Source organism: Rhizobium sp. 01T417 (assembly GCF_056398905.1).
The window spans coordinates 165,393-191,022 of sequence record NZ_JBFTQH010000008.1 but is presented as its reverse complement, the minus strand read 5'-3'; the positions used below and the strand labels follow the sequence as shown (position 1 = coordinate 191,022).

25 protein-coding genes are annotated in these 25,630 nt (G+C 58.7%); 14 read left to right on the top strand and 11 right to left on the bottom strand.

The genetic code is table 11. The features are described from left to right. Positions 1 to 764, bottom strand: a 764-nt coding sequence (locus AC1DPR_RS11665) for a LysR family transcriptional regulator (protein WP_477816396.1), incomplete at its 3' end; no start/stop codon positions are given. 114 nt (positions 765 to 878) lie between these two features. Between AC1DPR_RS11665 and AC1DPR_RS11660 the strand changes: the two genes are divergently transcribed. Continuing rightward, positions 879 to 1,136 carry a helix-turn-helix domain-containing protein gene (locus AC1DPR_RS11660; protein ID WP_477816395.1) on the top strand — a complete coding sequence of 86 codons (258 nt, stop codon included), beginning with the start codon at positions 879 to 881 and terminating at the stop codon, positions 1,134 to 1,136. 528 nt (positions 1,137 to 1,664) lie between these two features. On the opposite strand, the gene AC1DPR_RS11655 is transcribed toward AC1DPR_RS11660, so the two are convergent. The 8 genes from AC1DPR_RS11655 to AC1DPR_RS11620 all read right to left on the bottom strand — a co-directional run bounded on the left by AC1DPR_RS11655 (position 1,665) and on the right by AC1DPR_RS11620 (position 8,861). Next, positions 1,665 to 1,850: a hypothetical protein gene (locus AC1DPR_RS11655; protein WP_018116380.1), complete on the bottom strand. Its 186-nt coding sequence runs from the start codon at positions 1,848 to 1,850 to the stop codon at positions 1,665 to 1,667. Between the two features lie 212 nt (positions 1,851 to 2,062). Continuing rightward, on the bottom strand, positions 2,063 to 2,251 hold the full coding sequence (locus tag AC1DPR_RS11650; RefSeq protein ID WP_018116379.1) for a hypothetical protein: 189 nt from the start codon (positions 2,249 to 2,251) through the stop codon (positions 2,063 to 2,065). Positions 2,252 to 2,466: 215 nt separating this feature from the next. Further along, positions 2,467 to 3,537 carry a sn-glycerol-3-phosphate ABC transporter ATP-binding protein UgpC gene (locus AC1DPR_RS11645; RefSeq protein WP_112666000.1) on the bottom strand — a complete coding sequence of 357 codons (1,071 nt, stop codon included), beginning with the start codon at positions 3,535 to 3,537 and terminating at the stop codon, positions 2,467 to 2,469. A 22-nt stretch (positions 3,538 to 3,559) separates the two neighbouring features. After that, complete coding sequence (locus tag AC1DPR_RS11640) at positions 3,560 to 4,414, bottom strand: sugar phosphate isomerase/epimerase family protein (RefSeq protein ID WP_477816394.1); 855 nt, start codon at positions 4,412 to 4,414, stop codon at positions 3,560 to 3,562. A 31-nt stretch (positions 4,415 to 4,445) separates the two neighbouring features. Then, positions 4,446 to 5,684, bottom strand: coding sequence for an ROK family transcriptional regulator (locus AC1DPR_RS11635; RefSeq protein WP_477816393.1), 1,239 nt, complete (start codon positions 5,682 to 5,684; stop codon positions 4,446 to 4,448). 41 nt (positions 5,685 to 5,725) lie between these two features. After that, positions 5,726 to 6,568 (bottom strand): carbohydrate ABC transporter permease, encoded by an 843-nt coding sequence (locus AC1DPR_RS11630; protein WP_062369753.1) that lies wholly within the window; start codon positions 6,566 to 6,568, stop codon positions 5,726 to 5,728. Beyond that, positions 6,565 to 7,494, bottom strand: coding sequence for a carbohydrate ABC transporter permease (locus AC1DPR_RS11625; protein WP_477816392.1), 930 nt, complete (start codon positions 7,492 to 7,494; stop codon positions 6,565 to 6,567). Before AC1DPR_RS11625 ends, AC1DPR_RS11630 begins: the two co-directional genes overlap by 4 nt. A gap of 68 nt (positions 7,495 to 7,562) precedes the next feature. Continuing rightward, positions 7,563 to 8,861, bottom strand: a complete 1,299-nt coding sequence (locus AC1DPR_RS11620) for an extracellular solute-binding protein (protein ID WP_477816391.1) — start codon at positions 8,859 to 8,861, stop codon at positions 7,563 to 7,565. 269 nt (positions 8,862 to 9,130) lie between these two features. On the opposite strand from AC1DPR_RS11620, the gene AC1DPR_RS11615 reads away from it, so the two are divergent. Next, the gene (locus tag AC1DPR_RS11615; protein WP_477816390.1) at positions 9,131 to 10,177 is read left to right on the top strand and encodes a Gfo/Idh/MocA family protein; all 1,047 of its coding nucleotides are present in this window, start codon (positions 9,131 to 9,133) and stop codon (positions 10,175 to 10,177) included. 15 nt (positions 10,178 to 10,192) lie between these two features. Here AC1DPR_RS11615 and AC1DPR_RS11610 read toward each other — a convergent pair whose 3' ends face one another. After that, the gene (locus tag AC1DPR_RS11610; RefSeq protein WP_477816389.1) at positions 10,193 to 11,329 is read right to left on the bottom strand and encodes an ROK family protein; all 1,137 of its coding nucleotides are present in this window, start codon (positions 11,327 to 11,329) and stop codon (positions 10,193 to 10,195) included. Between the two features lie 211 nt (positions 11,330 to 11,540). Here AC1DPR_RS11610 and AC1DPR_RS11605 point away from each other — a divergent pair, with 211 nt between their 5' ends. From AC1DPR_RS11605 to AC1DPR_RS11585, 5 genes are all read left to right on the top strand, one after another. Beyond that, complete coding sequence (locus AC1DPR_RS11605; RefSeq protein WP_477816388.1) at positions 11,541 to 14,567, top strand: alpha-mannosidase; 3,027 nt, start codon at positions 11,541 to 11,543, stop codon at positions 14,565 to 14,567. A gap of 351 nt (positions 14,568 to 14,918) precedes the next feature. Then, on the top strand, positions 14,919 to 15,203 hold the full coding sequence (locus tag AC1DPR_RS11600; protein ID WP_477816387.1) for a hypothetical protein: 285 nt from the start codon (positions 14,919 to 14,921) through the stop codon (positions 15,201 to 15,203). A 348-nt stretch (positions 15,204 to 15,551) separates the two neighbouring features. After that, positions 15,552 to 15,941, top strand: coding sequence for an antitoxin Xre/MbcA/ParS toxin-binding domain-containing protein (locus AC1DPR_RS11595; RefSeq protein WP_477816402.1), 390 nt, complete (start codon positions 15,552 to 15,554; stop codon positions 15,939 to 15,941). Next, the gene (locus AC1DPR_RS11590) at positions 15,938 to 16,456 is read left to right on the top strand and encodes an RES family NAD+ phosphorylase (protein WP_477816386.1); all 519 of its coding nucleotides are present in this window, start codon (positions 15,938 to 15,940) and stop codon (positions 16,454 to 16,456) included. The genes AC1DPR_RS11595 and AC1DPR_RS11590 overlap by 4 nt, the downstream gene beginning before the upstream one ends. 267 nt (positions 16,457 to 16,723) lie before the next feature. Then, positions 16,724 to 16,945, top strand: coding sequence for a hypothetical protein (locus AC1DPR_RS11585; protein WP_477816385.1), 222 nt, complete (start codon positions 16,724 to 16,726; stop codon positions 16,943 to 16,945). 388 nt (positions 16,946 to 17,333) lie between these two features. Here the strand turns inward: AC1DPR_RS11585 and AC1DPR_RS11580 are convergent, their stop codons facing one another. Further along, complete coding sequence (locus tag AC1DPR_RS11580; protein WP_477816384.1) at positions 17,334 to 17,993, bottom strand: SGNH/GDSL hydrolase family protein; 660 nt, start codon at positions 17,991 to 17,993, stop codon at positions 17,334 to 17,336. A 106-nt stretch (positions 17,994 to 18,099) separates the two neighbouring features. On the opposite strand from AC1DPR_RS11580, the gene AC1DPR_RS11575 reads away from it, so the two are divergent. From AC1DPR_RS11575 to AC1DPR_RS11545, 7 genes are all read left to right on the top strand, one after another. Continuing rightward, positions 18,100 to 19,131, top strand: coding sequence for a LacI family DNA-binding transcriptional regulator (locus tag AC1DPR_RS11575; protein WP_477816383.1), 1,032 nt, complete (start codon positions 18,100 to 18,102; stop codon positions 19,129 to 19,131). Positions 19,132 to 19,159: 28 nt separating this feature from the next. Further along, a complete protein-coding gene (locus AC1DPR_RS11570) occupies positions 19,160 to 20,761 on the top strand; it encodes an FAD-dependent oxidoreductase (protein WP_477816401.1) in 1,602 nt (533 codons plus the stop codon). A 64-nt stretch (positions 20,762 to 20,825) separates the two neighbouring features. Further along, positions 20,826 to 22,073, top strand: a complete 1,248-nt coding sequence (locus tag AC1DPR_RS11565) for an ABC transporter substrate-binding protein (RefSeq protein WP_477816400.1) — start codon at positions 20,826 to 20,828, stop codon at positions 22,071 to 22,073. An 11-nt stretch (positions 22,074 to 22,084) separates the two neighbouring features. Beyond that, positions 22,085 to 23,017 (top strand): carbohydrate ABC transporter permease, encoded by a 933-nt coding sequence (locus tag AC1DPR_RS11560; protein WP_477816382.1) that lies wholly within the window; start codon positions 22,085 to 22,087, stop codon positions 23,015 to 23,017. Then, positions 23,007 to 23,849 carry a carbohydrate ABC transporter permease gene (locus tag AC1DPR_RS11555; protein ID WP_477816381.1) on the top strand — a complete coding sequence of 281 codons (843 nt, stop codon included), beginning with the start codon at positions 23,007 to 23,009 and terminating at the stop codon, positions 23,847 to 23,849. The genes AC1DPR_RS11560 and AC1DPR_RS11555 overlap by 11 nt, the downstream gene beginning before the upstream one ends. Before the next feature lie 18 nt (positions 23,850 to 23,867). After that, positions 23,868 to 24,920, top strand: a complete 1,053-nt coding sequence (locus tag AC1DPR_RS11550; RefSeq protein ID WP_477816380.1) for an ABC transporter ATP-binding protein — start codon at positions 23,868 to 23,870, stop codon at positions 24,918 to 24,920. A gap of 8 nt (positions 24,921 to 24,928) precedes the next feature. Then, positions 24,929 to 25,621, top strand: coding sequence for a hypothetical protein (locus AC1DPR_RS11545; RefSeq protein ID WP_477816379.1), 693 nt, complete (start codon positions 24,929 to 24,931; stop codon positions 25,619 to 25,621). The last annotated feature ends 9 nt before the right edge of the window (positions 25,622 to 25,630 follow it).

Here is a 25,630-nt window from a genome sequence, read left to right as displayed (position 1 = left end):
TCAAAGCCGCGATTGGGAAGATCAAGCGTCCATTCCGGGGCAAAGCCGATGCCAAGCCCGGCAGAGACCAGCGACACCAGCGCATAGGTGTCATCGCAGCTGAAGGCAATGTTGGCGGTGAGGTCGTATTCGGCGAACTTCTCATTGAAGTAGCGCTCCGAAAACGACAGGTTCTGCCGGTTGAAGGCGATGATCTTCTGAGTGCGCAGATCATCGATGCTGATCTCGTCCCTGGCTGCCAGCGGATTGGCATGGCCAACCGCCAGRTAGTAGCGCTCATGCGCAAGCGAGACGAAGCGCAACGAGCCGATGTTTTCCACCGGCCGGATGAAGCCTAAATTGAGCTGSCCGGTCTCCAGGCCRCGGATGATCTCGCCGGTATTGCCAGASGCGATGTGGATGCGGACATCGGGATACTTGCGGGCGATCTTGGCAAGGAAGGTTGGCAGCATGCCCATGGTGGCCGGATAGATGCTGCCGATCCTGATCTGGCGGATGCGACTGCCGCCGGCTGCCCGCGTCAGTTCGGTGGTCAGGTCGATGTCGCTTAAGATCCGCACACAGCGATCATAGAAGGTCTCGCCTGCCCTGGTCAGTTCCACCCGTCTCGTCGAGCGGATGAACAGCGGACAGCCAAGCTCCCTTTCCAGCGACATCACATGATTGCTGAGCGCCGGCTGGGCAATGCACATCCTGGCTGCCGCCCGGCCGAAGTGCAGTTCCTCGGCCACTGCTTTGAAATAGGATAACTGACGCAATTCCATGAAAGCTGCTTCCCCCGAACATTTCTCGTCGCGATCACGAAACTGACGATACCCTATTTTGGGGTATTCGAAAATCGGTTTTATCGGAAGTGCCGGTGAAATTTCAACTGGCATTTGGCATTGTCCTCGTTCGACCGCATACTTTACCGACGATTGATTGAACTTCTTGTTGAAGCGAGGAGAAGGGCCAACATTACTCAGGTGGAACTCGGGAGACGTATCGGCCAGCGGCAGACCGTGATTTCCAAGATCGAGACTGAAGAAAGACGATTAGATTCCGCAGAGTTTTTGCTCGTCAGCAGGGCGATCGGCGTGGACCCATATGAACTAATGCATCGAGCGGAAATTGATTGCGATCATTGCCGTAAATAGACCTGATGGGAAAGAAACTGCCCATTCCAATGTTGCGTAAACGGGGCTCATGAAAGAAAACGGCTCTCGACCTCCGATTTCAAAGAATTTCCCGATTGCGGTAGTTTCTTGGCCATACGCGCGACTGCCCTGCAACCGCGACTGCGACTGCGACTGCGACTGCGACTGCGAAGCATTTTTCCGCACATTAGTAATTGCGTAAATACTAAATTAACCATGAACCCTTAACTTCCAGCACGTTGCTTTTGGAGCCAGGACCCCAGCCCCTCCGGAGCAACGGGTGTGCGGTTGGAGCTCATGGCGAATTTGCTTCGACCGCGCGCTCTCAAAGTGTCTCGTACCGAGACGCCATGAAAATCGACCATGACACCGTGACGCGACGCCTCTTCCGTGGCGACCCCGAGGGCTTTTTGGACGGCGCACGGCGGTCCTTATGCCGCGCGGCGGCGTGAACCACTCCTGGGGTCGCTTCGTGGTCAGCTAGGCCGAATGAGATTTAAGCTGAGCGCAGGTTGTCGGCCGAATTTGTCACCTTGACCGCGATCTGCGCGTCACGTTGTGAACCAGCTCACTGGTCGTCGCGAATTGGCCAAACAAAGCCGTGAGCCTTGCTTCTTCCTTGCCGTCCAAACGGTGCTGCAAGCAAAAATCCGCGATACTCCATACCCTCGTTGTCATGATTGGCTCGGCGGCAGTCGAATCGATGTTCTGCATTTGAGTCCTCCCCACGTGGAGAGGTTATCGAAGCGCACATTAGCTTGCAATAAAATAAGATCACCGACCTCAAATTGTCGAAGAAGAGGCAGATCTGGAGGAGAACGACAAGGCCGGAATTAACCGTGAGCCAACCCAGGACATTGACCACCGCCCCTTCCAAGTCAACGACTTTCGGTCTGAGCTAAAGACGAATGGCCGCGACCGCGCGCTCAATGCTCGCGTTCCGAGACGTCATCGAAATCGACCATGATGCCGTGACGCGACGCCACTTCCGTTGCCACCTCAAGGGCTTTCTGGATGAAAAGCAGAACGAGGTCATAGTCGGGGCTTTCCCGCGACGCAATCTCTTGCGCAACACGCAAGGTGAAGATCAATTCTTGCGCAATTGTCTCGGTCACAACACCGCCCCCCGGAAGCCGGGGCAATTCTAGACCTCGGTCGGACGTGCAACTATCCCAACGGTCCGGTGAACTGGTGCGAAAAACCACTACGGCCTTGGTACACACGTACCAAGCCTCTCACACGAAGCGCCGGAACCAAGCCGGTTGACCTACAGGCGGTGACGCAATTGCCATGAGGCAATCTCGCACAATGTCCACGGCGGCAACCCTTTTCACGCGCACGTGGTCAACATCGGTTCGCCTGCGGTGATGCGCCGTTCACCCTCGTCAAACAGGTGGACTGCATCGTGGATCGGAGCAATCCGCAGTACCTCGTCGGGGGCTGCCCTGATCCTTTCACGAAAGACGCAACTGATCGTCTGGGTACCAAGGCGGGCTATCACCAACGTCTCCGACCCCGTCGGTTCAACGACCACGGTTTTCACTTCGATGCCATTGGGGTCGAGCCTGATGTGTTCCGGGCGAATGCCGTAGGTAACGGCGCCGGACGGGCGTCGCTCGCTTGGCAGGACGAGCCCGTCCTCTGTCCGGAAGCCCTCATTCGTCATGCTTCCCTTGATGAAGTTCATTGCGGGAGAACCGATGAAACCGGCGACGAAGAGGTTGTTCGGGCGATCGTAGAGCTCAAGCGGCGAACCCGACTGTTCAATCAACCCGTCCTTCATCACCACAATCTTGTCCGCCATCGTCATCGCCTCGATCTGATCGTGCGTGACATAAATAGTCGTGGTCTGCAGCCGCTGGTGCAGCTCCTTGATTTCGGATCGCATCTGGACACGGAGCTTGGCGTCAAGGTTCGATAGAGGTTCGTCGAAAAGGAAGACGGCAGGATCGCGAACGATCGCGCGGCCCATCGCAACTCGCTGCCGCTGGCCGCCGGACAATTGCTTCGGATAGCGCTCGAGAAGGGCCTCAAGGCCCAGGATCTTGGCAGCGTTGCCGACACGCTGATCGATTTCCGTCTTCGGCATGCGCTTCAGCCGCAATGAGAAGCCCATGTTCCTGGCGACCGTCATATGCGGATAGAGGGCGTAATTCTGAAACACCATGGCAATGTCGCGATCTTTTGGCGCCAGCTCATTGACAATATGCTTGCCGATCTGAATCTCGCCCGAGCTTATGTCTTCCAGACCGGCGATCATTCGGAGCAGGGTAGATTTGCCGCAGCCCGAGGGCCCGACGAGCACGACGAACTCACCATCGCGGATATCGACGGAAACGCCCTTGATGGCTTTGAAGGCGCCATAATCCTTGCGCGCGTTATTCACTCTGACATGGGCCATTTGCGTCCTCCCGGGGTCGCTCTCAAAGCTTGTTCAAAACGTTTCTGAGATAGGCGAGGCCAAGGCGTTCGCCCTCTTTTCGTGCTTCGAGATCCTTGCCCGGCCATCCGTAGGCGGCATCCTCGTGCTCGATCGAAAGGGTGCCGTTAAAGCCGTTGGTGCGGGCCTGGCGCAGGAACCGCGGCCAGTCGAGGAGGCCCTTGCCTGGCAGCTTGTACTGCCACCAACCCTTCCCGTGATAGCCGACGGCCTGCTGCGTGGCCGCATCGATTGCAGTATCCTTGGCGTGGAGGATGGCGATGCGATCCCTGACTGCGTCCATCGCGGCATAGGGGTCAATGCCAATGCGGATAAGGTGCGAAGGATCAAATTCGAGACCAAAGCGCCGGTCGGGTATCCGCTTGAAGAGCTCTTCCCAGCCCTTCGGCGTGGTTCCAATGAAGTTGTCCTTGGGGCCCGGCCAGTTCTCGATTGCGAAGATGAGACCGCTTGCTGCCGTCTTGCTGATCAGCCGATTGGCGAACTCGGCAAAACCATCATAGTTGGCTTCGTCATCAGCATTGTCGTCGCGTCCGGGAAAGATCACAAAGATCGGCACGCCCGCTTCGCCGATCGCCTCAGCAAAATCCTCCGTTCTGGCGCGAAGTTCGCTACGCTTGCCGCGATCGCTGTCGAGTTGATTGCCGAAGTAGGTGATAGAGGAGACGAAGAGATTGTGGTCGCGAGCGAGTGTTACGGCGGCCCGCACCCTCTCCGGCGTCTTGATATGGCCGCCGACATCAATTTCGATTGCGTCGAAACCGGCAGAGGCAGCGAACTCCACGACTTCCTCAAGCGGCCGATCGTTGAATGTCGACGTATAAAACCCAATCCTCATCAAAATCCTCCCAGTGGCATTGCCGGCCGCTTCAGTTGTTCAGGCGATCCATGAATTTGAGGGGCGAACGGGTGCGTTGAACGGCATCGGCCGATGCCAGCATCAGGGCCGCCCCCATTGGCATCGCTGCCGCACCAAGCGCTGAGGCGTCCTCGCCGAGCGAGGCGCGATGCAGCGAAGGCAAAGTGATGTCTCCTGCCGTCAGATGTTCGTGAACATAGCGCAGCAACTCGTCGATCATGCGGATCGGGAGTCGGCCCCCTATAATGATGGCGTCGGGGTCGACGATCATGCCGATATGCTTGACCGCAATGGCAAGATGCGCACTCATTTCTTTAAGCCACTTCGAAACAAGCGCCCTGCCATGCGCGTCGAGTGCAAGAAGGTCCTGGGGTACGCTCGCACGGATGCCGTGTTCCGCCAGGAATTTGTAGAGGAAGAAGAGCGTCACCTTCTCGCCAAGCAGATCGACCTTCTGTGCGGTCTTGTCCCGGTCATTGGCAATCGGCAGCCAACCGATTTCGCCGCTCAGAGCCATGGCGCCGCGATGGCCGCTGCCATCAAGCACGAGGCCTCCGCCCAGGCAGGCATTGATGGCGATATAAAAGAAACTGCGGCTTTCCGCTCCAAGGCCGTAGTCAAGCTCGGCAAGGGCTGCGGCATTCGTCTCATTCTCGATGAAGACCGGATGCTGTGTCAGATTTTCAAGTGCCGCGCGTACGTCGAACTCCATCCAATCGGAGTAGTCGTCAGGCATGCCAAGGAACGAGATTTCGCCGAGCCAGTCCGGCATCGCAAGGCCAATTCCGGCCAGATGTGCGTCGTCGATCAGGCGGCTTCGCTGGAAATGCGATATCGCATCGGCCGTCAGCTGCATGAATTCGGCCGGGCGTACATAACGTTTCTCGTGATGGACGCGTGCGCGCACGTTGCCGACGGCATCAACAGCGAGGATCGTCAGGTGATCGCGGTCGATGTTGATGCCGATCGCGAAGAAGGCGTCGGGATTGATCTCGAGCTCGATTGCCGGCTGGCCCCTCAGCCCATGCCGGCGGCGAGCCTCAATGATAAGTCCTTCGTCAAGCAGACGATCAACGATCCGGGCGATCGCCGGTTTGGTAAAACCGGTCTGCCTGGCGATCTCGGCTCGTGAAATCGGTGCCTGCCGATGGATGCAGCGCAGCACAACGGCTCTGTTGTGCTCGCCCGCATCCTCAACATTGGCCCCCGTCAGGTCGGGGGACAATCTGGTGCCGGTTATCTGGTTCATGAATCGGGATCCTTGATCAGCCACGGAAACGCAAACCGTCCTTACCCCTTTACCGCGCCGCTGGTCATGGCACCGAGGATTAGCCGCTGGAGCGACAGGAACGCCACGATCGCGGGCACGACGGAGATCAGGCAGGCGGCCGCAAGCAGCTGGATGGACGAGTCGGTTTGCATGCCACGGAAGTTAAAGATTCCAACGCCGATCGGCATCAGATTGTTTTGTGTGAGCAGAAGAAAGGGCACGAGAAACTGCGACCAGCCTGCAATCACGGTGATGATGAAGACGGAAGCGATACCAGGCGCTGACAGCGGCAGGACGATCCGCCAGAAAACCGAAAAGCGGTTGCATCCGTCGATCATGGCCGCTTCGTCAAGACTGCGGGGGATCCCGTCGACCGTGCTTTTCAACAGCCACGTCGCGAGTGGCACGCCAAGAGCAATGTAGACCATCGTCACCGCAAAATGTGTGTCGAGCAGACCGAGACGGTTCATGTAGCGATAGAGCGGCACCATGATGACCAGCGGCGAGATCATCTGGAAGAGCAAAAGACCCATCATCGACAGCCCCTTGCCGCGGAACTGGAAGCGCGAGAAGGCGTAAGCCGCCGGCAAGGCGACGATCAGGACGCCGAGGCCGCTCAGCGCAGCAAGCTTCAGCCCGTTCCAGAGATAAAGCGGGAAGTAGCTGTTATTGAGCACTGTCACGAAATTGTCGATGGTGGGGTTGTGCGGGATATAGCGTGCCACGCCGCGATAGATTTCGCGTTTGTCCCGCAAGGCCATCGACAGGAGATAGCTGAGGGGACCGGCGAAGAAGATGAACATCGCCAGCATGAAGAGGTAGCTCAGGAAATCGCCGGAGCGCGTGCCGGTACGCCTGCTCATTGCTGTTCCTCCTTGGGCAGGAACGATGCGTAAACGAAGGCAAGTCCGAGGCTGATGATCAGCATCAGAACTGAGAGCACACTTCCGCCGGAAAGGTCGTAATTGCGGAAGACGATATTGAACACGTAAAGCGAGATAACCTCGGTCGCGCGCCCGGGGCCACCGCCCGTCAGCGTGATGATCGCATCGAAGGTATTGAACGTCATGATCGTAATGAGGATCATATTGACGAGCATGGCTGCGCGCAGCTGGGGGATGGTGATGAAGAAGAACTGCTGCGAGCCCGTTGCGCCGTCGACATCAGCCGCTTCGTACAGCGAGGGGTCGATCGATTTGAGCGCGGCGTACATGACCACCATCGAGAAGGCAGTGCCGCGCCAGATGTTGGCAATCAGGGCCGACCACGGGGCGATTGCCGGATCGGAAAGCCAGGCGACGACGGGCAGGTGCATGAGCCGCAAGATGCTGTTTAGCGCCCCGTATGGAGCCTCGGAAAACAGCATCTGCCAGATGATGCCGCCAGCAATCCCCGGAACGACCCAGGCAACGAGCGCTGTCGTGCGCAGGATGGTCGTGCCGAACAGGCCACGCTTCTCGCCGCGAACGACGACGACGGCCACGGCAAGACCCAGTATCTGCTGACCGATGACGCTGCCACCGACAAAAATTACGGTTGCCCACAGGATGTCGGGCAGCTGCGGCGAACTCAGAGTGTTTGATATCGTGCTCAGCGTATAGACGGGATTGTCGCCGATCAGCGTTGCATTGGTGAACGACAGGCGGAAAACGTCGATCACCGGGTAGAGATAGAAGATGCCGATGACGACGATCACGGGCATGATCCAGGGCAAGGGTGCCCCGGCAAAACGGCGCATGAACGGTCTGCTGTGAGGCGCGCTGGCAGCCTCGATGGCAATTGGGCTCATTGGGCTTCTCTGTCCGGGTTTGACACGAACGGCGACGCCCGTCATGGGCGCCGCCGCGATCTCATTCGCTAGAGACGCTTGTAAGCCTCCATCGTCGCGTTGAACGCGGCATCCAGAGCCTCTTCCGGCTTCTTGGTACCAGACAGCACATCGCCCATCATGATCTGGATCTGGTTGGAGATTTCCGGATAGATCGGGGCGCCTGGACGGGCCTGACCATCGACGAGAGCCCCGGCAAAGGTCTTGTTGGCCTCGGTGGCGAAGACATCATACTTGTCGAAGAGCGCCTTGCGCGTCGGCAACTGCTGCTGCAGCGCGTTGGCTGGTCCCATGTAGACTTCACGAGCAAGGTTGGCGCACATCTCCACCTTGTCCTTGTCCTTGCTGAACGAGGCGATTGTCCATCCGCCCGTTCCTGTGGAGCGCTGATCGGCGGTTGGGCCGGGGATCGGCGAGAAGGTCCAGTTCTTGAACTCGTCTTCGTCGAGCGTGACTTTCAACTGGGCATATTGCCAGTTGCCACCGATGAAGAGAGCAGTGGTTCCGGCCGCCGCCGCGGCGTTGAGGTCGTCATAGTTGCCGATGGTTGTCACACGCTTCGGCGCTGCACCGGAATCGACGAGGTCCTTGTAATAGGTCAGGGCCTTCAGGAATTTCTCCTTGTTTTCACCCTCGCCGAAGATCGGCTTACCGGATTCGTCGACGAGCTTGCCGCCGAGGGCCCAGTAGTTTGCCAGCCAGTCGAAGGTGGACCCCTCGTAGCGACCGGCATTGAAGAGGATGCCTTCCATGCCCTGTTTTACGGAAGAAAGACCGGCCTTCTTCAGGTCATCCCAGGTCTGGGGCGCATCGGCAACGATCGACTTGTTGCGGTAGAGCACGCGAAGGTCCGTATCCCACCACCATGCTCGGATTGTCTGGTCCTTGTCGGTAATGCCGTTGCGGATGAAGGGGAAAAGATCGTTGATCTCGTCCTTCGAGAAATAGGGCGTGAAGTCGGCGAGGACGTGGTTGACCATGAACTGGGAGAGCACGAAGGAATCGACCGCAGCGCAATCCGGAGCATTTCCGGCCTTGGCCTGCTCGAGCATCTTGGCCTGTTCGGTGCCTATGTCAGCCGACATGAACTGCATCTGCAGTTTCCACTCGGGATGCTTCTTGATGAAGTCGACGAAGAGTTTCTGATACCCTTCGGCAATAGCCGGATCGGCGTTGTTGGGACTATCGTTCGTGAGCCGTACGACAAGAGTTTTCGGTGCGTCGGCAGCGCCGATCCGGTCCTTTGTCGCGAGCTCCTGGGCAAATGCGGCAGGCACTGAAAATAACATTGTGCTCAGCGCTAGTGCGCTGATGAACGCTCTCTTCATGATGGGTCTCCTCCCCATTTAAACGGATACAGCCTGGTGGTCGGTTGACCTCTCCTCATTTCCATGCTGCATTAATTAGATTAAGTTACTTTGATTTGATGTCAAGCCGCAGCTTGGGAGGATTGAGATGCCGGCGACATTCAACACAAGTTAGCGGCTCGCAACCGCACTTCCCGATCACACAAGAATTGAGCCATTTCGGGCACCCGCAATGGCGTGGTGAGGCTTTGCCTCGGCTATGGCCAAATGTGACTTCCATGGAGGAAAAGATGCGCTTACTCATTCTCGGCACCGGTGGGATGGCAAACCAGCATGCTGTTAATTTCAAGGCGATCGACGGCGTTAGCGTCGTGGGCGGGGTGGACGTCGTGCCAGAACGGCTCTCGGTCTTTTGTTCGGAGCACAGCATCCCCAACCACTTCAGCTCGCTGGAGGAAGCCCTTGCCTGGGGCGAGTTTGATGCCGTTGCCAACGTCACACCCGACCGTATCCATCACCCGACTACGCTTCAGGCGATTGCAGCGGGCAAACATGTCTTTTGCGAAAAACCGCTGGCGACCGACGCCATCAAGGCGATGGAAATGACCGATGCCATAGAGAAAGCGGGCAAGGTCGGCATGGTCAACTTCACCTATCGCAATTCGCCCGCCCTGCAGAAGGGCCGCCAGATGGTGCTGGCCGGTGAGATCGGCGAGGTCAGGCATGTCGAGGCATCCCACCTGCAGAGCTGGCTTGTCGGGCGTCATTGGGGCGACTGGAAAACCGAGAGCAAGTGGCTTTGGCGTCTCAGCAAGAAGCATGGGTCGAACGGCGCGCTCGGCGATATCGGCATCCATATCGTAGATTTTGCCTCCTACGGCTCGGGACTGGATGTCGCCCATGTCTTCGCGCGGCTGAAAACCTTCAACAAGGCGCCGGGCGACAAGATCGGCGAGTATGATCTCGATGCGAATGACAGCTTCACGATGAATGTCGACTTCACGACAGGGGCGATCGGCACCATCCAGGCGACACGAACTGCCGCCGGCCAGATGGATCAACTACGTCTCAGGGTCTATGGCGAGACGGGGTCGATCGAGATGATCTATGACACCGGAAAGTCAACGCTGCGCGCTTGCCTCAAGGAAGACGTTCACACCGCGACATGGCGTGACGTTCCCTTCGAGCCGGTGGAGACCAACTACCAGCGGTTCGTGCAGGCCGTCCGGGCAGGCAAGACACAGGAACCTTCCTTCCGCCGCGCGGCGAATATCCAAAAGGTGCTCGATAAGGCGCTTGCCTCCGACATCAGCCACGCAGACGAGGCATTGGCCTGAACCGACACGTCCGTGTCAGGCGGAAACGGGCGGCAGCAAGGTGTTGAGGAAGGGTAGCAGTGCCGCCCCCAACGCAACGCCGCCGCCACTGAAGCTTGCGGGTTTCATCGGGGAAATCCATGGCGTCAGGAAGGGCCGTTTGGATGTGTCACGGCGTTCGACGGAGAGCTGGTGAATCAGCGCCTCGATCGCGCCTCGCGGAAGGTCGCCGCCGATCATGATGGTGCTCGGCGCGATGAAGCCTGCAATCGCAATGATCGGGTCGAGCAGGTGGCTTGCCGCGTCGCGGATCCACTGGATCAACTGAGGGGAAGACGCCTCCTCGCCCGCAATAAGGCACTTGAACTCCTCATCGCTTACGAGTGCGCGCAGGGCGCCGAAGCCGACCACAGTGTTCAGCTGGACATTGTCGGGGCCGGTCAGCATCTCGCCGATGCTGCCTGCGCGTCCATGCATGCCTGAATAAGGGACGCCGCGAACGAGGAACCCGGCCTGCACATCTTCGTCGATGATGATCATCGCCAGTCCACCTTCGGGGGCAGGCGCGCCAATGGTGCGCTCGGCAAGGAGGCTTGCCGTGCACTCATTTTCCACATGGCTGCGAACAACGATCGATGCCGCGTCGAGCTCATCGCTTTCTTGCGAGGTCCAATCATTTGACCCTATCCCCATGCCGATGATCGGCAGGCCGGCATGCCGACCCATCATGGTCTGCGTGGCTGAAAGGATCGACGGGACTCTTGCTGTCGGCACGAGCGGAAAATATTGGCGGTCACGGACCTGGCCGCTGAGATCGATAAGGACAGCTTCGCCTCTGCTTTGGCGGACCCTGACGCCGATTGAAAATGCGCCGTCCGGGCGTAATGCAAATTCGGTGGCGGTTGCACCGCTACCTGCGCCGCTTCGCCGGTGCGATGTCACCAGACCCTCGTCGCCCAGGCGGCGCAGAATATTGGTGATACCCGGGCCTGTGAGCCCGGAGTGCTGGCCGAGCTCCATGCGGGTCAATGGACCGTGCCGGCGGATTGCCTCAAGGATGACGCGGATATTTCTGTCTGCGATTTCTCCCGACCGCAAACCAATTGTTTTTCCCCGCGAAACGGCCGATTCATCTGGTTGGCGTCGTCGCGGCCCAGAACGAAGATACCGCATAACTGTCTTCCCCAAGCACCTGAATGCTTGTGTATCACAAGGAAAACTCTCGCAACTTATTTCTTGTGCGCTTGACGCGAAAACAAAGTTACTTAATCTAAGCGCTGCAACGCGCCCCGGTTGGAGGAGACGGGACGCGGATGCCAGCGGCCCAATCGCGCGACCACATGTTCTCCCCGCCCACCGTTTCTTCTTTCCGATAGGACCCGCCATGTCTCTCACGATTGCCCAACGCCTTGATCGTCTGAAGGTCCGAACAGCCGAGCTTGCCCACTGGCGCGACAGGCAAAGCGTCCTGATCGACGGCTGGACCTTTGAGAGCGAGCCGATTGCCCATCATCAGGATTGGCCACACCGCAAGGGGACGGTTCATTTCGCGACATCGGTGAGCGCGCCGCGCGACTGGCCAATCGGCGAGATCCGCCTGCAGCTCGATCTCGGCGGTGAGAGCTTGATCACGTTGCATTATTCCGGTGGCCAGACCGAGACATTCGGGCTCGATCCCTATCATCAGGAGTTCCCGATCAAAGGCAGGGAGTTTTCGATTACCACGGAGAGCGTCGCGCGCTTTCCCTTTGGAGAGCCGAACCGGGCACCGCGGCTCAATAAGGCGCGGCTGATCTGGCTGGATGAACCGGTCCACAAGCTTCATCTTCTATTGCGGCAAATCGGCGAGGCGGCAGACGCACTCGAAACCCACGAGGTGGTGCCGCACATGATTGATGCGGCCGAACAGGCGCTTCGCAGCCTCGACTGGCCTTCGGACACATCATCCTATATTTCGCGCACATCCGATGCGGTCATGCAGCAGAAGATCTGGGAACTACCGGAGCTTCAGGTAAATCCGGCCGGTTTGAGTGAGGCGCAGAGCGCTTTGGCAACGACGGCTTTCGAAGCGCTGATTGTCCGACTGAAGGAGCTTCAGACACGTTTTCCGCCGAACGGCGAATTGCTACTGACCGGCCATGCTCATATAGACCTCGCCTGGCTTTGGCCCTACGGCGAGACGCGTCGGAAGATGCGACGCACTTTCAATACCGCGCTTTCGCTGATGGAGCGGTCGGAAGACTTCCGGTTCAATCAATCGACTGCTCACTACTACGCGCAGATGGAGGAAGATGATCCCGAGCTTCTCGAGCGCATCAAGAAGAAGGTCACCGAGGGCAAGTGGGAAACTGTCGGCGGCATGTGGGTCGAACCCGACACCAACATGCCAACCGGCGAAAGCCTTGCACGGCAGGTGCTTTATGGGCAGCGCTATTTCGAGAAGCAATTCGGCTTGCGCCACACTGTCTGCTGGCTGCCAGATTGCTTCGGCTTTTCGGGGGCATTGCCACAGATCTTGCGGCTTGGAGGTATCGACAGCTTCTTCACGATCAAGGTGAACTGGAGCGAGACCAATCACATTCCGTCTGATCTTTTCTGGTGGAAGGGGCTGGATGGAAGCAAGGTACTGACCCATACCTTCGACAACCCCATGCAGGGCTATAATGGTTTTGTGCAGCCGGACTGCTTCGTGCCGACGTGGAGGAATTTCCGCGGCAAGACGCAGCACGACACGTCTCTGCTGGCGGTCGGCTACGGCGATGGCGGTGGCGGTGTAACCCCGGAGATGGTCGAACGCGAAGTGCAACTGCGTGACTTCCCTGCAATCCCCACGGCACGCTGGGGCACGGTGAAGGGCTATTACGAAATGGCGCACCGGGTTGCGGCAGATAAGGACCTTCCGGTCTGGGATGGGGAAATCTACCTCGAGCTCCACCGCGCCACGCTGACATCGCAAAGCGGCGTCAAGCGCAAGCACCGCCAGGCGGAACGGGCGCTGATAACAGCAGAGACACTCGCCTCACTCGCTCATCTTTTGGGCGCCGACAGACCTCAAAGCCTCGAGGCGGATTGGCGCGTCGTCCTGAAGAACGAGTTTCATGACATCCTGCCAGGCTCGAGCATACGCGAGGTCTATATCGACGCCGAACAAGAGCTCGATGGGGTTATACACAATGCCGGGGTGGAGCAGGCCAAGGCCCTCAAGTCGCTGTCGGCCAATCTTCCGGCAGGCGGAGTGTCGGACGCTTTGATTGCGGTCAACCCGTCTCTTGCGCCGCGGCCACTTGCTGCAAAGCTCTCCGACGGAACGGTCCTGTCATGTGCCGATCAAGTTGCGCCTCTTTCCGTCGCGGTATTTGATCGCAAGACACTCAGGCCCGCCGGCATTCTGAAAGCCAGTGCGCATAGCCTCGAAAACGAGTATCTGTCGGTCGTCATCGGCAAGGATGGAGCCGTTTCAAGCCTCGTCCACAAGGCATCGGGACGGGAAGCGATAGATGGCACGGCAAATCAGCTGTGGGTCTATCCGGCCGACAAGCCCCGCAATTGGGATGCCTGGGACGTTGACGCCGACTATGCCGAAAAGGCTGTCCGCCTCGACAAGCCTGAGAGCATTACGCTTGTCGAACAGGGACCGCACCGTGGCGCGATCCGTGTCGCCTACCGGTACCGAAACTCAACGGTCACCCAGCTCTATGTGCTGACAGCCAATGCGCGCCGGCTTGACGTCGAGATGACGATCGACTGGCATGACCGGCGTACGCTTTTGAGAACGTTGAACCCTGTCGCTGTGCGCTCACGCACCGCCACCTTCGAATGCGCTTACGGCGTCGTCGAGAGGCAAACGCATACGAACACGTCTTGGGAACAGGCGATGTTCGAGGCTGCCGCGCATCGTTTTGTCGATCTGAGCGAACCGGGCTTTGGCGTCGCTTTGCTCAACAACGCCAAATACGGACACAGCGCGCGCGGCAATGTCATCGGCATGAGCCTGGTGCGTTCACCGATCTATCCCGATCCACTTGCCGACGAAGGCGAACAAAGCTTCACCTACGCACTGATGCCGCATGAGGGCGCCTGGCATGAAGGGGGCGTTCTGCAAGAGGCGATCGATCTCAATCAGCCACTCGTTACCATCGAGGCAAGTGGTCTCTCGGCGGGTACACTATCGCCTCTCGGCGTGGAGGGCATACCGGTCGCCCTCTCGGGATTGAAGCCGACCGAGGAGGGAAAGGGTCTGATCCTGCGGATTTACGAACCCGCAGGCCGCCGCGGACGCCTATCACTGACATTGCCGTCGGGATGGCAGGCTTCGGGAGCGCTGAACATCCTCGAAGAGCCGATTGAACGTGTTGGACCTGCAGATATCATGCCCTTTGAGATCCGGACCTGGCGGTTGCAGCCACGCTAGCAGCAGCCGACCAGCGGCGGCGATGTCATGTCTGGCTTTATTTATATGGGCCCGCCTGATTGCAGCGGTCGGCTAAATGACGGTCGCTCGTTGGACCTGATGACTGACACTCGGTCACGCTTACCGCACCGGGGCTACCCGTCGCCCGCAGCGCCTTTCGGGGCCTCGACCCAGAAGGCATCCATTTGCTGAAGCAGCGTGAGGTCACCAACGCCGCACGCAATTTGCATGCAACATCAGGACGACACCGAAACCGATCACATCGCCACACGAAATAGTGAGCATATTATTAGTTCACTTACGGTTCATCTGTGGCCACTTAGTCTTCGGTCGTTAAACGAGGAGTCGTAAATGAAGAAACTACTGATCATGGCAATGGCCGCCACCGTGATTGCCGCGCCGTTGGCGCAGGCAAAGCAGCCACATCATCGTCCGCCACCACCCCCACCCCATCATTCCAACAATTACCCGAATGGTTGGGGACCGCATCGCGGCCCTGACAGACATGGCTACTACCACGGATATCGTGGCTACCACGACCACCGGTCCGGCTATCGCCGTGGGCCAGATGGTTTCTGGTATCCAGCGGCGGCTTTCGCCCTTGGTGCCATTCTCGGCGGCGCGCTCGCCCACTGAGCATTTTGAGATCGGCTCACCGCTGGCCGGCGGCCGGCATCTCCCGCAGCGCCGAAATGCCTTCATTCATTGGAATTCTCCACCTTCTCCTTTGAAGGCACGTTCATTTGTCACCATCGACGTGTACGCGATCGACGGAGGCGTCCTGATTTGTTGAGCGCGGCCTTCGTTCATTTGCTGTAACGGCGCTCCGAGGTTCCGCATACCCTGCGGGCCTCGGTAGCATGGTGGACCTTTATCGCGGGTGCCCGTAGCCGCGACATTGTGTACTTTGCCTCCTTGAAGGAAGCTGAAGTATGTCATATATTTTGTACAGAGAATGTGGCATCCACTATGGCAAGGAAGACGATGGGACAGGCTCTGAAGCGACCCCCCCAAAATGAACCCTTAATTCTGTCCTACATGGACAGGTCCGGAAAGATTGGCATTGCGCAGGTCGCAGACGGGTTTGGGATGTCCAGGGGCCAGCTTGCCGAAACAGCCGGATTGTCCCGCGAGACGCTCTACAGAGCAGAGCGAAGCAGAGCAGCAAAAGCGCAGGGGCGCCTGCGAGAAATGCTCGAAATCATCAGCCGGGTCAGTGACTGGGCTGGTGGCAAAGAACAAGCCATGGCATGGTACCGCGCTCAGCCGCTTCCGGCGTTTGGCGGAAGAACAGCAGAAGCGCTCGTCAAGGACGGCAAGGCCGGCGCGGTCAGGGACTATCTCGATCACATGGCGGTTGGTGGCTTTGCGTGAGGTTTACCTCAACCTGCTACCGAGCCCATGATCCACGCTGGTCTTTCAAACCGACGTCTGGTGACGGCGCGGCGATCCGTGGCGCTCGCTTCAATCCCCGAGGCGTACCGGCGCTCTATCTCGGATTGAGCATCTTAACGGCCATCAAAGAGGCCAACCAGGGTTTCGCTCACCGTATCGACCCCTGTGTATTGTGTTCTTATGAAATCGACTGCGAGGATATAGCCGATCTCTCCACCGATGAGGGCCGGAAGGAATTCTTGGTGACGCTGGAGGATATGAGCTGCGCCTGGGCGACCGCGCTTGCGAATGGCAACCGGCCGTCCTCCTGGTCAATCTACGACCGGCTTACAGCCAAGGGTATTGCCGGCATTGTTGTTCCGAGTTTTGCGCCCGGCACGGACCCGTCAGACCGCAATCTGGTGCTCTGGGACTGGGGACCGAACTTGCCCCATCGGGTACTGGTTTTCGACCCCAGCGGGCGGCTGCCAAGAGACCAACTGTCCTGGCTCTGATGGCGATCCCATACTCGCCTGACGCTTGCCCTCCACGGGCTCACACCGTTGGGCGAAAGGGTCGGGACGGACGCGCTGGCTCCCACTCATCATTGCATTTACAAATCGCTCATAATGCGAGAAATGCGAAGCGGGAGCCGCAGATTGGCTCATTGGCCTTGCAAGGCCGGCGTCTCACCGATACTTGGACCAGCAAGCGCGAAAGCACAACTCAGCGCGCAGCGCCATTTTCCCGGACAAGTCCGAAGGATCTCTGAAAGAAAGCTCATGGAAACCGAAACAGTCACGATCGAAAGCCGAAATGACTTCGCGCAATGGGCAATCGAGCGGGCACGGGCAATCGTCGCCGAGCAAGGCGGAAACCTGGCGATTGCAGCACGCGATATGGATGAACCGGCAATCGCTGCGACCGGAAACGCACTCGGAGCCGCCATTACAGAGGCTCTCCTCGAAGTCTTCGACGTTCTGGTGCCAGACGCAGACGAATAGGCTCAGCGCTCGCTCTGGTGTTACTGCGTGGCAAAGAGATCTCCGGGCCCTCCCTCGGTGCGACTGCAGCACAGCGTCAACTCGACTACATTTCAGGCAGACCCGAGGCCATGTCCACGAAACGCAGGCTGGGTCAGCGACAATCCAGGTGCGCTCATCACCATTGACGTATGTGCGATCGATGGAAGCTTGTGAGCGCGGCCTCAAATGCGGCCACTTTCCTGCAACAGTGCTCCGAGGTCCGCGAACCCCTGCGGGCCTCGTGCTTCGTCCCACCTAAAGGCTAAGCCATCCTCGACGGACCCCGGTTGGCCCTTGTCCGTCTCTACAGCAAGGCCGTGACATTTGCCGCGGCCTCGGCATTCGGGAAAAGCAGGTCGTCAACTCATCAACGAGCGGCATCTTTAAACGCACGGAAGATTACGTGATGGCCAGCATCGTTCGGATGAACGAAATCGGGCGAGGCGAGAGTGCCATCACCGCAAGATTTCATTTGTTCATAGACGGGCGCATAGAAGATGCCAAAATACTGCGCCAGCTCCTCAACCGACCGGACATAGGCCTCGAAGCCTTGGCGGGACTGACCGGTGAAGCCGGCACTTCCGACTGACAAGCCGGCTTCGGGAATATAGGGCGGACTGCCGATCGCAAGCCTTTCCAAGTGACCTGCCGCCAACAGCCTATCCAGCATCTTTGCATAGTCTCGGCTGAAATTTCTCACATTCATTGTGTCGGGCGCGTTCACGTAGCGCGCATCATTATAGCCGTAAAGAATGAGGATGGCGTCTCGATGTGCGGGTTCAAGCAGTGCCTGGGCGAAGCGTCCGACACCGTTTCCCGGCCGCAACTTTCCATCGGCAAGCGGCGCCCCCTGCAACACTGACCCTGGAACCGAGAGATTATGGACAGGCAGCTGCCCGAGGTCAGCGGCAAACAGTGCCGGCCATGCCAGATGCGGCTGACTGGCGTTTAGGCCGGCGGTGATGCTGTCACCGAAGACGCGGATCCCGGAAATCGCCTGCGTTTTCAAATGCTCGGAGAACGTCATCGATTTTCTCACAGCTTGGCGCTTGACAGTGACAAGATAAATCCTGTTTATACGTATTAGCTGTTAATACGCATTAGCAGTCAAGAGGCTATCTGGAGGATGCTACGTGGCAGGCATTAAGCGCTTGACTCAGCACGATATTGCGAAACTGGCGGGCGTGAGCCAGGCGACCGTTTCGCTTGTGCTGAACGGTACGCCGACCGCCTTGGCCCGCATTCCCGAGGAGACCCGCGAGCGTGTCCAACAGGTTATTCGTAAGACAGGATACGTGGCCGATCCGATCGCCCGGCGTATGGCCAAGGGCCTCAATCGCATTCTCGGTGTGTTCACCTATGAGCCAGCGTTTCCGAGCGAGCAGGCGGACTTTTTTACACCTTTCCTGCTTGGCATCGAGGAAGAAGCGCAAGCACAGACTTATGACCTGCTGCTGCTGACCGGCGCCGGCATCGGCCGTGAGCGCAAGATTTTTGCCGATGGCAACCGACTGCGCATCGCCGACGGCTGCCTTGTCCTCGGGCGAGAATTCGATCGGACCGAGCTGAAAAGGCTTGTAACAGGCGATTATCCCTTCGTAGCAATCGGGAGACGAGAGGACGCAGGCGGACCGGTTCCTTACGTCGGCGGTGATTATGCGAGTGGCACGCGGGCGCTGGTAGAAAAGGCCCGTGCTCTTGGCCATGAACGACTGGCATTCATCGGCCCGAGCGGATCGGCCGAATCCGTTGTCGACCGCTGGCGCGGCTTTTCGGACGCGATCACCGGAAATGCAGAACTGGTTTTGCATGTGGACGAAGTTGGCCGGGGTGCCACCGAAACACTCGATGCGATTGCCGCAAGCGGCGCGAGCGCCGTGTTTTTCGTCGAACTGGCCGATGCGGTGCGTCTCGAAGCGGCCGCGCGCGAACGCGGCCTGTCCATTCCGAACGACTTCTCGGTCGTCGTGCTCGGTAGCCATGTGCGAGCCGAGCGCAGTCATGTGCAGTTTACCTCCTTCAACATTCCTCGCGAGGAGATGGGACGGCAGGCGACCGCGATGCTGGTGCGCCGCATCGAGGACGCCGCGCCCGTAGAACAGATTCTTCTAACCTGCGAACCCGTCGAGGGCCAAACCCTCGGACCGGCAAAGAAACGGACCTGAGAGCGTGACAGACATAGCGGCAAAAGAGATGCGGGCGGATATTCTGGTTGTAGGCGGCGGCCTTGGCGGCGTGGCGGCGGCGCTTGGCGCGTGCCGCGCCGGAAAGAGCGTCATCATGACTGAGGAATTCGATTGGATCGGCGGTCAGTCGACCAGCCAGGCAGTGCCATCCGACGAACACACCTGGGTCGAACAGTTCGGCATTACCCGCTCCTATCGCAAGCTGCGCAACGGCGTACGGCAATATTACCGCGACAATTATCCGCTTACCGAGGGCGCCCGCGCCTGGGACGACCTCAATCCCGGCGGCGGCTGGGTAAGCCGGATCTGCGCCGAGCCGCGCGTCAGCCTTGCGGTCATGGAAGCGATGCTGATGCCCTATCGGGGCGCTGGCCGGCTCAGGCTGCTACAGCCCTATCGTCCCGTCGCTGCCGATGTCGAGGGTGATAGTGTGCGCTCAATTACGGTACGACATCGCGATACGGACCGCGAGATCGTCATCTCGGCCGACTATATCCTTGACGCCACCGAACTCGGCGACCTGCTGCCGATGACTGGCACGGATTATGTCAAAGGCTTCGAGGCGCAATCCGATACCGGCGAGCCGAGCGCACCTGCAAAAGCCCAGCCGGACAATGTCCAAGCAGTCTCAATCTGCTTTGCAGTCGACTGCGTCGATGGCGACCAGACAATCGACAAGCCAGAAAACTACGAATACTGGCGCAAATACCAGCCACATTTCTGGGGCGGCCCACTGCTCGGCTTTACCGCGCCCCACCCACGCACGCTGGAATTTACCACGCGCAGCTTTACGCCCAATGTCGATGACAATCCGCTCCTTGTCGATGCGGATCAGCGCAAGGGCGGCGGCGATGAAAACCTATGGCTCTTTCGCCGCATCGCGGCACGGCGAAATTTTCAAGCTGGATTTTACCAGTCGGATATCTGCTTCGTGAATTGGCCGATGATCGACTACATGGACGGAACGATCATCGACGTGTCCGAAGAGGACAAGGCGCTGCATCTGAAGTCGGCGGCTGATCTTTCCTATTCGGTCTTCTACTGGCTGCAGACGGAGGCGCCGCGTATCGATGGCGGGCAGGGTTACCGCGGCTTGAGACTTCGCGGCGACATCACCGGCACTGAGCACGGCCTTGCCATGGCGCCTTATATTCGTGAGAGCCGGCGCATAAAGCCCATCACCCGCATTACCGAACAGGATCTTTCGCATGCGGTGCGCGGCAACAAGGGTGCAGTCAATTATCGCGACAGCGTCGGTATCGGCATGTACCGCATCGACCTGCACCCATCGACCGGCGGGGACAACTATATCGATGTTCCCTCCTGCCCGTTCGAGATCCCACTTGGGGCGCTGCTGCCGCAGCGCATGACGAACCTCATCGCAGCCGGCAAGAATATTGGAACCACCCATATCACCAATGGTTGCTACCGCCTGCATCCAGTCGAATGGAATATCGGCGAAGCGGCAGGAATGCTTGCGGCCTATTGCCTCGATAGAGGTCTGAGGCCTCATCAGGTCCAGGAAAATGACGACCACCTCAACGGCTTCCAGAAGGAACTCGCTCGTGAAGGCGTCGAAATCCGCTGGCCGGTCATATCGGCCTACTGAGTATCCATCAGGGCAACCCATCTTTGGAGGAGGAACGGGAATGAACAAAGACAGGACACTGAAAATGGCAATGGCGGCGCTTGCGATCGCCGCTCCGCTCGCCTGGAGCTGCGTTGCCAATGCCCAGGAGGCAGTCAACCTGCGCATGACCATCTGGAGCGCGGCTGAACCACATCTGAAACTCTTCAACGAGATTGCGGCCAGCTTCAAAAAGGACCACCCCAACGTCACGGTGACCTTCGAGTCTCTCCCGTTCGACACCTATACGACGGCTCTCACCACCCAGATTGCCGGCGGCAACGCGCCGGACATGGCCTGGATCTTCGAGACGGCGGCCTATGACTTCGTCAATTCCGGCGCGCTCTATCCGCTCACCGACACCCTGAAGGCAACCAAGAACTACAATCTCGACGAGGTGAGCGCCACCGCAACTGCGCGCTGGGCGAAGGACGGCACGCTCTATGCCTATCCCTTCTCAACCTCACCCTTTGGTGTTTTCGTCAACAACGACCTCATCAAGGCAGCCGGCGCCAAGACCCCTGCCGAACTGATCGCGGCCGGAGAATGGACCTGGGACAACGCGATCGCCACGGCTTCGGCCGTCGGCCAGAAAGGCAAGGGCGGCCTGATCGTGCGCGATTTCAACTACCAGATCTGGCAAAATCTCGCTTCGATCTGGAACGGCTTTGGTGCGACGCCTTGGAGTGTCGACGGCAAGACTTGCACGATGACCGAAAAGCCGATGGTCGATGCGCTTAACTTCATCCATGACGCGATCTTCGACAAGAAAGCGATACCTGGCCCCGGCGAAAACGTCGATTTCTTCGCTGGCGATGCGGCGATGACCATTACCCAGATCAGCCGCGCTTCGCTGCTGCCCAAGGACAAGCCTTTTTCCTGGGATCTCGTGCCGTTACCCAAAGGGTCTGCCGGTGATTATGCGCTGATCGGCCAGGCCGGCATCGGCGTCATGCAGTCGGGCAAGAACGCCAAGACGGCTGCCGAATTCGTCGCCTACATGACCAACCCGGAAAATTCCGCGAAGCTCAGCCAGTTCTTTCCCTCGGCCCGCAAGTCGCTGCTCAATGCGGATGTGCTGAAGAAGACGAACCCGCTGCTCACGAAGGAGCAGATCGACAAGGTCGTCATCGCGGGCATTGCGACAGGCAAGGTCATTCCCGGCCATACGGGCTTTGCGCAGATCCAGCAAAGCGTGCGCTCCGGGCTCGATGCAGTGTGGCGTCCAGACGCTGATGTCGCCGGTGCGCTCCAGACGATCTGCGGCCAGATCGGGCCGCTGCTCAAGCGCTGAGGAGGCAAAGGATGGCTGTCGCACAGGACAACGCAAGACCGGAAGGCTGCTCGTCGTCGCCGTTCTGGACAATTGCGCGGCGCGACAGCCTTGCCGGCTGGCTGTTCATCGCTCCGCAACTGATCGGCATCATCATTTTCGTGCTGATCCCGCTCGGTCTGGTCTTCTGGTATTCGCTGCACGAGTGGAACGTGCTCGCCAATACGTTCACTTATACGGGCGCCCAGAACTACCAAATGCTGCTCGACGATCCGAATCTGCTGCAGGTGCTCGGCTCGACAGCCGTCTTCTCCGCCGGGCTTGTCATTCTCAACATGTCGCTGGCTTTGCTGCTGGCGGTGCTGTTGAACCAGAAGCTTACCGGGATCACGATCTTCCGGACATTGTTCTTCTCGCCGGTCGTCGTGTCACTCGTCGCCTGGACGATCGTTTGGGGATTCCTGCTGCAGAAAAATGGCGGCATCAACGGCATGCTGCAGCTGTTCGGGCTCGAGGGGCCGAACTGGCTTCGCGGCGAAACCACGGCGATGATCTCGGTCATCATTGTCCAGGTCTTCAAGAATGTCGGCCTCAACATGGTCCTGTTTCTCGCCGCCCTTCAGGGCGTGCCGAACGAACTTTATGAGGCTGCCCGCATCGACGGCACACCGCGATTCAGGCAGTTCCGCCGCATCACCCTTCCGCTGATCAGCCCGACCATACTCTTGACCTCGATCATCACCATCGTCGGTTCTCTGCAGGTCTTCGCCCAGATTGCTGTGCTGACGCAGGGCGGGCCTGGTCTTTCGACCACCGTGCTTGTCTACTACCTCTACCAACAGGCTTTTCAGTATCATTTCTTCGGCTATGGCTCGACCTTGTCGATCCTGCTTTTCGTGATCGTGGCGGTGCTGACCTTCGCCCAGTGGCAGTTGCGCAAGAGGATCGTATTCTATGAAGACTGAGATATCACCGCGACTGAAGGTCTTTCTTTACGGGCTGATGTGCGTGCTCCTCATCCCCTTCGTCTTCCCGACATGGTGGATGGTCACCTCTTCGGTGAAGCCGATCAGCGATATTTTTGCCTTTCCGCCGCAACTCCTGCCGCAGAGCTATGACTGGACGACCTATCGCAAGGTTTTCGAGCTTCAGCCCTTTGTGCACCAGTATTGGAACTCGGCCTATATCGCCGCCATCGTGACGTTCGGCACGATGATCGTATCATCGATGGCCGGGTATGCCTTCGCGCGAATAAAGTTTCCTTTCGCCAATACGGTCTTCATGATCGTACTTCTTGGTCTGTTGATCCCCTCGGAGGTCACGATTGTGCCGCTGTTTCAGATGTTCCTGAAGGCGGGAATGGTCAACACTCATTGGCCCCTGATCCTGACGCCAATCTTCGGCGCGCCGAGTGTCTTTGCTACCTTCGTCATGCGGCAGTTTTTCGTAACGTTGCCAGTCGAGCTGGAAGAGGCCGCGCGGGTTGACGGTCTCGGACGTTTCAAGATCTTCCGCAAGATTGCCCTCCCGCTTGCCAAGCCCGCCCTGGCGTCGGTTGCGATCTTCACGTTCCTGCATTCCTGGAACCTCTATCTCGAACCGATCGTATTCCTGTCGAGCGCCGACAAGTTCACCCTGCCCCAGGCCCTTACCCAATATACCGACGCTTATGGCGGGCCGATGTGGAACATACAGCTCGCCGCAGCGACGCTCACGGCACTGCCCGTCCTTATCGTCTTCATCATCGCCCAGAAGCAATTCGTCGAAGGGCTGGCGCATACCGGCCTCAAGGGCTGAAGAACCGGATTTTTCTTAATGGCTGAAGTTACCCTTTCCCGTGTCCAAAAGAGCTATGGTGCCCTCGACATCATTCATGGTGCGGACCTTGGCATCCACGATGGCGAGTTCGTCGTGCTGGTTGGTCCATCCGGTTGCGGCAAGTCTACGTTGCTTCGGATGATTGCCGGGCTTGAGACAATCACCGGCGGGACCATCCGGATCGGCGGGCGTGTGGTCAACGATCTCGACCCGAAAGATCGTGACATCGCCATGGTCTTCCAGAACTACGCGCTCTACCCGCATATGACGGTTGCAACCAATATGGGCTTCTCGCTGGAACATCGCGGTACGAGCAAGGCCGAGATCGCCGAACGAGTGAACTGGGCAGCCGATATTCTCGGCTTGACCCAGCTCCTCGATCGCTACCCGCGCCAGCTTTCCGGCGGCCAACGCCAACGCGTCGCCATGGGCCGGGCAATCGTGCGCAATCCGCAGGTCTTCCTGTTTGACGAACCATTGTCGAACCTCGATGCCAAGCTGCGCGTCGTGATGCGTGGCGAGATCAAAAGCCTGCATCAAAGGCTCAAGACAACGACCATCTATGTCACCCATGACCAGGTCGAGGCGATGACCATGGCCGACAAAATCGTCGTGCTGAATGCCGGCAAAGTCGAGCAGATCGGCGCGCCTCTCGACCTCTACGACCGTCCGGCCAACCAGTTCGTGGCCGGTTTCATCGGATCGCCCTCGATGAACTTCCTGGACGGCACAATCACGGAAAACGGTTTTGCAGCGCCCGGCATCCTCCTGCCGCTGCCGCAGATGTCGCTTGAGTTGAACGGCCGCAAGGCCGTCTATGGCATCAGGCCCGAACATTTCGCGCTCGATGACACCGGCGTGCCAGCACAGATCCTCCTCGTCGAGCCGATGGGGTCTGAAACTCAGGTGACGATGAAACTCGGTGAGACTGAGGTCACCGGCGTCTTCCGCGAGCGCATTTTGCTTTCGTCCGGCGCAACAATCCGCGTTCTCCCTGACCTCGCCAATATCCATCTTTTCGCCGTTGATGGCGGCCCGCGTCTGAACTGAGGCTCTGCATGCCGACTTATCCGGAAACCAGACTTACTCGCGCATTGCGAGACGGTAAATTCCCAGTCATCGTCTCGCTCGCCCGTCACGATCTCGATCTCGCCAAGGCCGCTGTCGATGCGGGTGCGTTCGCGATCAAGGTCCATCTCAACGCCTATCATCGCGCCACTGGCACGACCTTCGGCACCTTTTCCGAGGAGCGGCCGTTTTTGGAGGGACTGTCCGCACTTGGCGTGCCACTTCTTGTCATGGCAGGGCAGCAAAAGGTTCCGAGCCTATTGGAAATGAATGCGCTCGCCGACCTCGGCTTCGAGGGCTTCAACATCTATTTCAGCGACGTGCAGCCTCATCTTCTGCAATCGAAGCTGAGGCCCATTCCGGCGCTTGGAGAGTCGAGTACGGCGGATGATTTACAACGGATTGTCGATATTCCTGGTGCCATGATGGAGGCTTCGGTCGCCTCGTTTGCCGACTACGGCAAATCGCTCGAGGTGGCCGATCTTGCCCGCTACCGGGCGATCACAAGCAAGGTGGATATTCCGGTCATCGCCCCAAGCCAGAAGCGGTTTGTTCCGGATGATATGACGAAACTCAGGGACGCAGGCATTGCTGCCCCGCTGCTCGGTGTCATCGTCACCGGAGCGACGCCAGAGAGCATGAGATCGGCAGTACAACCGATCGTCGCGGCGGCGCGGCAGTAAACTGCGTTG